At 69.7% G+C, this 7,044-nt stretch carries 10 protein-coding genes and 1 pseudogene; 7 read left to right on the top strand and 4 right to left on the bottom strand.

The window, feature by feature from the left end; translation table 11 throughout:
• Positions 1-716 precede the first annotated feature (716 nt).
• Entirely contained in the window at positions 717-866 is a 150-nt protein-coding gene (locus ACFRCG_RS36475) for a hypothetical protein (RefSeq protein WP_380039536.1), read from the bottom strand.
• 149 nt (positions 867-1,015) lie between these two features.
• A complete protein-coding gene (locus ACFRCG_RS36470) occupies positions 1,016-1,216 on the bottom strand; it encodes a hypothetical protein (protein ID WP_380039534.1) in 201 nt (66 codons plus the stop codon).
• Between the two features lie 433 nt (positions 1,217-1,649).
• Here ACFRCG_RS36470 and ACFRCG_RS36465 point away from each other — a divergent pair, with 433 nt between their 5' ends.
• From ACFRCG_RS36465 to ACFRCG_RS36445, 5 genes are all read left to right on the top strand, one after another.
• Positions 1,650-2,474, top strand: a complete 825-nt coding sequence (locus tag ACFRCG_RS36465; RefSeq protein WP_380039532.1) for a helix-turn-helix domain-containing protein — start codon at positions 1,650-1,652, stop codon at positions 2,472-2,474.
• On the top strand, positions 2,471-2,653 hold the full coding sequence (locus tag ACFRCG_RS36460; RefSeq protein ID WP_380039530.1) for a DUF397 domain-containing protein: 183 nt from the start codon (positions 2,471-2,473) through the stop codon (positions 2,651-2,653). The genes ACFRCG_RS36465 and ACFRCG_RS36460 overlap by 4 nt, the downstream gene beginning before the upstream one ends.
• A gap of 14 nt (positions 2,654-2,667) precedes the next feature.
• Complete coding sequence (locus ACFRCG_RS36455; protein ID WP_380039528.1) at positions 2,668-2,847, top strand: DUF397 domain-containing protein; 180 nt, start codon at positions 2,668-2,670, stop codon at positions 2,845-2,847.
• A gap of 16 nt (positions 2,848-2,863) precedes the next feature.
• Positions 2,864-3,043 carry a DUF397 domain-containing protein gene (locus ACFRCG_RS36450; protein WP_380039526.1) on the top strand — a complete coding sequence of 60 codons (180 nt, stop codon included), beginning with the start codon at positions 2,864-2,866 and terminating at the stop codon, positions 3,041-3,043.
• A 96-nt stretch (positions 3,044-3,139) separates the two neighbouring features.
• Complete coding sequence (locus tag ACFRCG_RS36445) at positions 3,140-3,847, top strand: hypothetical protein (RefSeq protein WP_380039524.1); 708 nt, start codon at positions 3,140-3,142, stop codon at positions 3,845-3,847.
• 24 nt (positions 3,848-3,871) lie between these two features.
• On the opposite strand, the gene ACFRCG_RS36440 is transcribed toward ACFRCG_RS36445, so the two are convergent.
• Complete coding sequence (locus ACFRCG_RS36440) at positions 3,872-4,513, bottom strand: GntR family transcriptional regulator (protein WP_380039540.1); 642 nt, start codon at positions 4,511-4,513, stop codon at positions 3,872-3,874.
• Positions 4,514-4,611: 98 nt separating this feature from the next.
• Here ACFRCG_RS36440 and ACFRCG_RS36435 point away from each other — a divergent pair.
• Both ACFRCG_RS36435 and ACFRCG_RS36430 read left to right on the top strand, forming a co-directional pair.
• Positions 4,612-5,160, top strand: a pseudogene (locus ACFRCG_RS36435) (YbhB/YbcL family Raf kinase inhibitor-like protein); the annotation flags it as partial.
• A gap of 36 nt (positions 5,161-5,196) precedes the next feature.
• On the top strand, positions 5,197-5,667 hold the full coding sequence (locus ACFRCG_RS36430) for an SRPBCC family protein (protein ID WP_380039538.1): 471 nt from the start codon (positions 5,197-5,199) through the stop codon (positions 5,665-5,667).
• A gap of 82 nt (positions 5,668-5,749) precedes the next feature.
• On the opposite strand, the gene ACFRCG_RS36425 is transcribed toward ACFRCG_RS36430, so the two are convergent.
• Complete coding sequence (locus ACFRCG_RS36425; RefSeq protein ID WP_380039522.1) at positions 5,750-6,943, bottom strand: serine hydrolase domain-containing protein; 1,194 nt, start codon at positions 6,941-6,943, stop codon at positions 5,750-5,752.
• Positions 6,944-7,044 lie beyond the last annotated feature (101 nt).

The following is a 7,044-nucleotide window of genomic DNA, read 5'->3' as shown; positions in this document are numbered from 1 at the left end:
CAACCCCCGCCGCAAACACCCCACCCACTCGGAAACGCACGCCCGGCGAACCCAACCCGAGCGCCCACCCCGCCCGCCGCTGCCGGTCGCTTTTTCGCCAAGCAACACACCCGCCTCGCCGGAAGCGTCGAGCCTCGGAGCCCCGCACGCCGACGGCGACCAACCCGGCGACTCCGACCAACCCCCACCGTCGGCACCCAAAACACAAGCCCCGCCGAAAAGCACCCGACCCATTCGGAAAGCCTCTCCGGCGGACCCAACCGCACCGCCTCCCTGCCCGCCGCTGCCGGCCGGTTTTCCGCCGAGCAAAGCGCGCATCTCGCCGGGAGCCCCGGCCGCGGAGCCCCGCACGCCGGCGGCGGCCAACCCGGCGACTCTGACCGGCCCCGGACCGGCACCACCCGAACGAGACGCAACTTCCATCGGAATCGGTCGACTTACCTGGGAAGGCTCTCCGGTGGACCCGACTGAGCCCTCTCCTTGCCCGCTGCTGCCTGCCGGTTTTCCGCCGAGCGACGCGCACGTCTCGTCGGGAGCCCCGGTCTTGGAGCCCCGCACGCCGGCGGCGGCCCACCCCGGCGACTCTGGCCCGGCCCGCACCGGCACGTCGCAGCCGATGTGCAACGCCCGGCGGTGCTCTCGGCCTTGCGGATCGGACGCACGGTGATCCCCGGGTGGACCCCGCTCCGCCCCGTTCTGAAGGGGTGAAGGTGTGGTCAGTCGTGGGCGAGGCCGGACTCGATGCGGTCGGCCGGGTTGGGGAGGTGGGCTCGCCAGTCGATGGGGAGGGGGTGGGGTGGCGCGGCGCGGGTCAGGAAGCGGATCGCGTTTGCGAGGGCGGGTCTGCGCGTGATCGTGGTGCGCAACCATCCCACCAGTGAGTGGAGTTGGCGGTTGGGACGCCGGTTGGGTGGTTGTGGTCGGTATCGTGCGTATGCCATTGCTGCCCTTCGGGGTTGCGGGTGTCGCAGGTGGGCGGGCGCTGCTTGGAATCGGTCACCCGCCCACCTGCGGGTCAGTCGGATCGGCGGGCTGCCTCTTCGATGTGCCGGACGTCGTAGCGGTCGACGGTCCACTTCGGGGTGCCGTCGAGGGGTTCGACGGTGACCATGCCGACTCCGGTGAGGGTGACCCTTCCGGTCCGGAACTCGTCGCGTTGGTCCTCGTGCGCGTGCTCGACGATGTCGCCTTCGCGCACCAGGGGCAGGCTGCTCATGTGAACTCCTTTGCTGAGATTGGTTGTTGGCGTGACGGGTGGGGTGTAGACCGCGTCCGTCGCCGCATCGGGTGAGAGGACGCGGACGTCTTCGGCGCGGGCCGTGAACGATGTGCCGGCGAGCGTGCGGGCGAACACGGTTTGCGCGGTGGACGATTCGCAGACCCCGCAGAGGCCGCTGAGACCATCGCGGATCCATGCGCCTCGAGTGGGGCGAACGGGCGTTGTGGTTAGTGGATCTGACCGGATGTTGTGCATGCCGGTGCCTCTTGTCTGCCACCGAGTGCGTTCGACTCCGGGCAGGCGTGATCAGCTGCGATCACAGAGAGTCGATTGCTCGTGACAGGCACTACGCTGACATGCAAGTGACCTTGCTTCAACCTTGACTTTCATTTTTCGTGCAAGTCGGCTGAGACGAGTGATTGGAGACATCATGCGTACTCCGGCACAAGTAGGCGCTGAGCTGCGGCGACTTCGCCACGAAGCCGGCCTGCCTATGGCGCACGTGGCACGGCAAGCGGGCTGGACCGAAGGCACACAGTCTCGGCTGGAGACCGGGGTGACGCCCATCAAGCCGGATCATGTGGCCGTATTGGCGGAGATTTTGGCACTGACCCCAGTGACCCGGATGCACCTCGACCGTGCACTGGGCGTGAAGCGGGAATCGGATCGCTGGTGGGTGAAGTATGGCGAGGTGCTGAATCGGGACTACGAAGAGTTGATCCTCGTCGAGGCCCGGGCGACAGCGATGCAAGTCGCCTCGACCATCATTCCTGGGCCGATGCAGGCTCCGGGCTACGCACGGGCAACGTTGCTGCAGACGCCTTTCGTGCCGGATCCCGACGATGCGGAAATGCTCTTGGAGGTTCGACTCCACCGTGCGGAAATCGTCACGGCGCGCGGAATCCCGGTTCGTGCAACGCTTCCCGAGGCAGTGCTTTCGGCAAGCTTCTGCGGGCGAGTAGCCTTGCAAGAGCAGTTGCAGCACCTGCTTGATCTGAGTCGACTCAAGCATGTGTGCCTCAGGATCGTGCCGTTTGACGCTGAGGTCCACCCGTTCCTGGGGGCAGTAACTCTGCTCGACCTGCCCGCCCCGGACGCGCCGGTTGCACACGCCGAGTGGGAGAGCGGATCGCAGATGATCAGGGACGAACGGCGTGTTCGTCGGCATCGGCGAAACCTGGACCATCAACTTGCCGCAGCGCTCTCCGACGATGAGTCGCGGCGGGTGATCGAGAGCAGATTGGAAGCGCTTTGAGCATCATTGGGGCGTACGCGTGGCGGAAGTCCAGCCACTCCTCGGGCGACAACTCATGTGTCGAGGTGGCACCCTTGCCGACGTCTATGGGTATGCGTGATACCAAGGCTCGTCGGCGTGGCCACTTGGAGATCAGCCCGGCTGCGTGGACCGAACTGCTCGGCATCCTCAAGAAGTAGAGGTCGGAGGGGCGATGAACGTCGCCAGCCAGGCGTGGCGCAAGCCCGTAGCGTCAACCGGGAACGACGCGTGCGTCGAGGTGGCTCTGCTTCCGACTTCCACCGGCGTTCGGGACACCAAGGACCGGCAGCGTGGTCATCTGGAGATCAGCCCGGCGGCGTGGGGTGAACTGCTCAGCGTGCTCACGAAGTAGCGAACAGTAGGAGACGATGAACATCGACGGCTACGCCTGGCGGAAGGCGCTTGGTTCGACCGGGAACCAGTCGTGTGTCGAGGTAGCTCCGCTCCCGGTGTCCACAGGTGTTCGTGACACCAAGGATCGCGGCCGTGGCCACTTGGCCGTCAGCCCCGCTGCGTGGCGTGAGTTGCTTCGGGGGCTTCGGGGCTAGGTCGTGGAGAACGGAACTCGCCCTGAATCGCCTGGGGATGGGGGAGGCGGCTTCGAACGGGGCCGCCGGGTCGGGGTGTTCCTCGCGTACTCGCCCGTGAACGCGGATCGGGCCGTCGGCCTGGATGCCCTGTTGCGCGGTGCGGGTGTGCGGACTGCCGTGGATGAGATCCGGGATCTTTCCGACGGGTTGCCCGCCGAGCCGGTGCTTCAGGAGTTGGGGGCCTGCGACCTCGTTGTGCTGGTCTGGTCTCGGGGTGCGGCCCAGGATCGGCATGTGCGGGAGCAGTGTGAATACGCCGCCTCGTTCGGCAAGTCGTGTTTGGTCTGGCCGCTCGATGCGACGGCCCCGCCGGACGGCGGCGGCGTGGAGCGGTTGCCGCTCGGTGGTGATGGCCGGGAAGTGGCTGCCGAGGTCGTGCGGCGGTTGGGGGTTCGATCCCGGGCCCGTTCCGGGGCCGGCGGGGTGGTCGAGCCCGGACCTTGGACGATCGAGAGCGATGCCCGCCTCGGGGAGTTCCTGACGCTGGAACTCGGCCCCACGGGAAACGGCCCGGACGACCCCGGTGCGCTGACCGGCACGCACCGTCGGGCGGGCCTGGCGGGCCGGGTCGTCGGGTCTTGGTGGTTCGACGATGCGGCGGGTCGGCTCGACCTGGAGTTGGAGTCGTCCTTCGGGCTGCGGCCGGTACGCGAGGTGCGACGGCTGCAACTCCTGGGTGGCGACGAACCGTTCCTGACCGCCGAGGATCTGCACGGCATCGCGGACCCGCGGCGCTACCGGCTCACCCGGGGGCGGCGCTGAGACCGCCGCCGAGTCGGAGGCGGGTCAGGTGTCCCGCAGCGTCAGGTCGGCGGCGGTTCGGGTGAGGTGGGTGGTCAGGATCGCCGCCGCGGCCTCGGGGTCGCGGGCCAGGGCCGCCTCCTCCAGGCGGCGGTGTTCGTCGATGCCGTCGCGGTCGGGGTTGCGGTGGGCCGACCAGCGGCGGGCCAACTCGCTTGCGGTCCACATCCGGTCGAACGTCTCCAGTAGGACCGGATTGCCGCAACCCTCCAGCAGCGTGCGGTGGAAGATGCGATGCGCCTCGGCCCAGGCGCTGCTGTAGTACTCGCCCTCCTCGGTGTCGTACGGCTCCGTCCGGGCCAGTCGGTGGTGCGTCGCGCGCACGCGTGCCTCCCAGTCGACGTCGCCGCGTTCGACGGACATGCGCAGCACGACCGGCTCGACGACCCGGCGCGCCTCGGCGATCTCCTGCCAGCGCCGATCCGAGAAGGCCGGCACGGCGAACCCTCGATTGGGCAGCCGGTCCGCCAGCCCCTCGCCGACCAACCGCACCAGCGCCTCGCGGACGACGGCCAGACTCACGCCCTGCGCCCGCGCGAGGTCCTGCGGCTTGAGCGCGTCGCCGGGGGCATGTACGCCGCGCATGATCGCGTCCCGCAGGTGGGCGTGCACCTGCTCGGAAAGCATCTGTTTCGCCGGTGCGGGCGAGGCGGGGAACGTCTGGGTCACATCGCTCACTATAGACGATCCGCCAGATAATCGATTATCCGTGTTATCGTCGATCCATGAGCATCGACAACCCCCTCAACCCCCACAACCCCTTCACCCGCCCCTCCGAGGCTGCCCCGTTCACCGTGAGCAGCGCCTCCGCCGCCGACGGCGCTCCCTGGGCGCCCGCGCAGCTGTCCGGCATGTTCGGCATGCCCGGTGGCAAGGACCTCTCCCCGCACCTCTCCTGGAGCGGGGCGCCGGAAGGCACCAAGAGCTTCGCCGTCACGATCCACGACCCCGACGCCCCCACCGGATCCGGTTTCTGGCACTGGGCGGTCGCCGACATCCCCGCCCACGTCACCGAACTCCCCGAGGGCGCGGGCGACGACACCGGCTCGGGCCTGCCCGAAGGCGCCTTCCAACTGCCCAACGACGCCCGTGCGGCCCGCTTCGTCGGCGCCGCCCCGCCGGCCGGGCACGGGCGGCACCGCTACCTCGTGGTCGTACACGCCCTCGACGTCGAGTCCATCGACGTCCCCGTCGACGCCACCCCCGCCCTGCTCGGCTTCACCATGTCCACCCACACCCTCGGCCGGGCGACCCTGACCGCCACGGCGCGAACTCTCGGCGAGGGGGAGGAGTTCGACCCGGACGAGGCCGTGGAACGCGTCGAGGTCTCCCGCCTCGTCCCCGCCTCCGCCGAAGCCGTCTTCGCGGTCCTGACCGACCCGCGGGGCCACGTGGACATCGACGCGTCGGGAATGCTCCTCGACGCCGAGGGCGCCCGGGTGGAACGCCCCGGCGACCGCTTCGTGGTCCACATGGACCGGGAAGCCCTCGGCGACTTCCCCCTGGGCAAGTACGACGTCGAGGTCGTGATCACCAAGCTCGTCCCGAACGAGGAGATCGCCTGGACCGTCGAGGGCCGCATCCGACCGCACGTCCGCCACGTCTACGGCTACCGGTTGGAGCCGGCCGAGGGCGGCACCCTCGTGACGTCCTACTACGACTGGTCGGAACTCGCCGAGGAGTGGAAGCGGCGCCTGACCTTCCCGGTGGTCCCCGAGTCGGCGCTCAAGGCCACCCTCGGAATCCTCGAACGCACCGTCCGCCGCCGAGCCGCGGCCTGACCGCTCCGACGCCGCCGGGGCGTCCGACGAGTCGTACGTCCACCGTCGACCCGACTCGTCGGACGCACCCGAAAGGCCCGTCTCAGGGACGGCAGAGGGCGGTGGTGACGATGTCGTCGACCCGCTGCCTGGCGGCCTCGTCGCCGAGTTGCACGGTGACCGCCACGTTGGCCGCGCGGCCGGTGTCGGTGGCGCCGCCCCGGGTTTCGTAGCCCGGGAAACTGCCGCCGTGGCCCCAGTACAGTTCGCTGCCGCCGCCGCCACAGGACAACGGCTTGCTGACCAGGCCCAGCCCATAGCGGGCGCCGGGGCCGAAGGTCTCCTCGGCCGGGCGGGTGTCGGCGCGCATCTCGGCGAGTTGGGCCGGCTCGAGGAGGTCGCCCTTCAGGAGCTTGCCGTAGAAGCGGTTCAGGTCGGAGTCGGTGGAGACCATCTGGCCCGCCGACCACGCCCACGACGGGTCCATCTCGGTGATGTCGGTCAGCGGCGCGCCCGGCGACTCCCGGTCGTAGCCCCTGGGGTGCGGACCCCGGATGGTGCTGTCGTGCGGGGCGGGGAAGTAGGTGTCGCGCAGGCCGATGCGCTTGATGACGCGTTGGTCGAGTTCTCGGGCGATGGGATGCCTGGTCACCTTCTCGACGAGCATGCCCGCGAGTACGTAGTTCGTGTTGCTGTACTTCCAGCTCTCGCCGGGCGCGAAGTCGGCCGGGTGTCGCAGCGCGATGTCCACCAGCTCGCGCGGCTCGTAGTAGCGCAGTTGCAGGTTGTACTCCGTGTAGTTGGGCAGCCCGCTGGTCTGCTGGAGCAGGTGCCGGACGGTGATGACGTTCCCGTCGATCCCGTCCCCGTGCACCACGCCCGGCAGGTAGGTCTCGATCGGCTCGTCCAGTCGGATCCTGCCCTCGCCGACCAGTTGCAGCACCACCACCGCGGTGAACGCCTTGGTGTTGCTGCCGACCCGGACCCGGCCGTCCCGGGGCACCTTCGCGCCGGTGGCGATGTCGCCCACGCCCGCAGTGTACGTACGGGTGCGCCCGTGCCGGTCCTCGACGCTCGCGAGCGCGCCCGGCGCACCCACCGAGCCGGCGGGGCCGACCAGCGCGTCCAGGCCCCGCTGTACGCCGTCCGGCCGGCCGCCGGCCGACGCCGCGGGCGGCGCCACCACCCCCGCCACGATCAGGCCGGCGGCCAGCGCCGCCACGGCCGAGACCGTGCCGCGCCGGCCGAGCCGGGGTCGTCGGGAAGGGTGGCGGGTGTGCCGTGCCGATGAACGCACGAGTCAACTCCTGTGGAATGCGGGTCGGTTGCCTGATCCAGGATCCGCGCCCACACCCACCCGGCACGAACCGGCCACCTCCCGACTCGGGGTAGTGCCAC

Source organism: Embleya sp. NPDC056575 (assembly GCF_042793325.1).
In the GTDB taxonomy this organism is placed as follows: domain Bacteria; phylum Actinomycetota; class Actinomycetes; order Streptomycetales; family Streptomycetaceae; genus Embleya.
The sequence above is the reverse complement of the archived record's forward strand: the minus strand, read 5'-3'. Positions and strand labels throughout refer to the sequence as shown.